This is a genomic window from Natrarchaeobius oligotrophus (assembly GCF_003841465.1).
GTDB lineage: Archaea > Halobacteriota > Halobacteria > Halobacteriales > Natrialbaceae > Natrarchaeobius > Natrarchaeobius oligotrophus.
This window is the reverse complement of record NZ_REFZ01000054.1, coordinates 1-1,367: the sequence shown is the minus strand read 5'-3', so window position 1 is coordinate 1,367 and position 1,367 is coordinate 1. Positions and strand designations below refer to the sequence as shown.

1 protein-coding gene is annotated in these 1,367 nt (G+C 64.3%); it reads right to left on the bottom strand.

Annotation, left to right across the window (positions count from 1 at the left end; genetic code table 11):
- The coding region (locus EA472_RS21780; protein WP_124193543.1) for a 4Fe-4S dicluster domain-containing protein at window positions 1-1,367 on the bottom strand (1,367 nt) is incomplete at both ends.

Genomic DNA, 1,367 nt, shown 5'->3' with positions numbered 1-1,367 from the left:
TACTCGAAGGGCATCATCGGGTCGTCGGCGAACTCCGCGAAGTCGACCTCGGGGTACTCGTTTTCGAACGTGTTGTAGGAGTGGGGATCGGTGCAGACGATCGCGTCGAACTCGCAGTCCTCCCAGGTTTCGACGTGGTGGCCCGCGAGTTCGACGTAGAGGAACTCCTCGCCGACGCGGCGGATGTCGTTGCCGTCGTACTTCTCGTCGTCAAAGAGGATGCCGAAGCTGACGTCCGCCTCCTCGAGGATGGTCGCGAGCGACCGCGCGACCTGCTTGTTGCGCTCGTCGTAGCTCGGGTAGTCGCCGACGTACCAGAGGTAGTCGACGTCCTCTTCGCGGGCGTCGGCGACGTCGAACTCGAGTTCGTCCGCCCAGTCGGCGCGGTTTCGCGGGGAGTCGCCGAACGTGTTGCCGTTTTGCATGACGTTCTGGAAGACGTCCTGCATGCTGGGGGCGATGTCGCCCTGATCGGTCATCTGTCGGTTGAGCCGGGTGAACGACTGCAGGTGCTCGATTTCGACCGGACAGGCGTCCATGCAGGCCATACAGGCCATGCAGGACTCCATCGTCTCGGTGTCGATCACGCCGCCGCCGTCGGCGACGATGGGTTGTTCCTCGCCGCCGGCGTCGAGGTCCTCGCGGTAGGATTTCAGGTCGAGGATGACGTCGCGCGGGTCGAGCGGGCGGTCCGACGCCTTGGCCGGACAGACCGACGAACAGCGGCCGCACTTGGTGCAGGCGTCCTGGTCGAGCAGTTCCTTCCAGGTGAAGTCGTCGATGGACTCGGCGTTGGTCGCGTCCAGGTCGGCGGGGACGTTCGGCAGTCGCTTTCCGGCGTTCTCGTCGCGGGTGACGACGTTCGCGAACGACGAGAGCATGTGGAACGGCTTGGCGTAGGGGATCCACGCGATGAAAAAGAACGCGAGCAGCGAGTGCTTCCACCAGAACAGCCAGTGGAACGTCTCGGCGTTGAAGCCGAGCACGGAGACGGCGGTGTAGTTCGGATCGGTCGCCGTGCCCGCAACGGTCGGCAGCCCGATCGCCTGGAAGACCATCGCGAGGCCGTAGCCGACGAAGCTGACGATCTCGTGTTCGGGCATACCGGTGGCGTAGATGCGGAGTCCCTCGAGCAGGAAGCCGCCGACGCCGAGGCCGAACAGCGTCCAGATGAAGATGGCGTCCTCGTTCGAGGTGTGTCGGCCCCAGAGGCGCTCGTTTCGGACCCAGTAGCGCCGGTAGATCGCCATGCCGATCCCGACGACGAACAACAGACCCATCGCGTCGACGATGAACTGGTAGGCGAGGTAGAAGTCGCCGTGCCAGAAGGCCACGTCGAACAGCATCTCCGTGGCGTACTGCTCGAA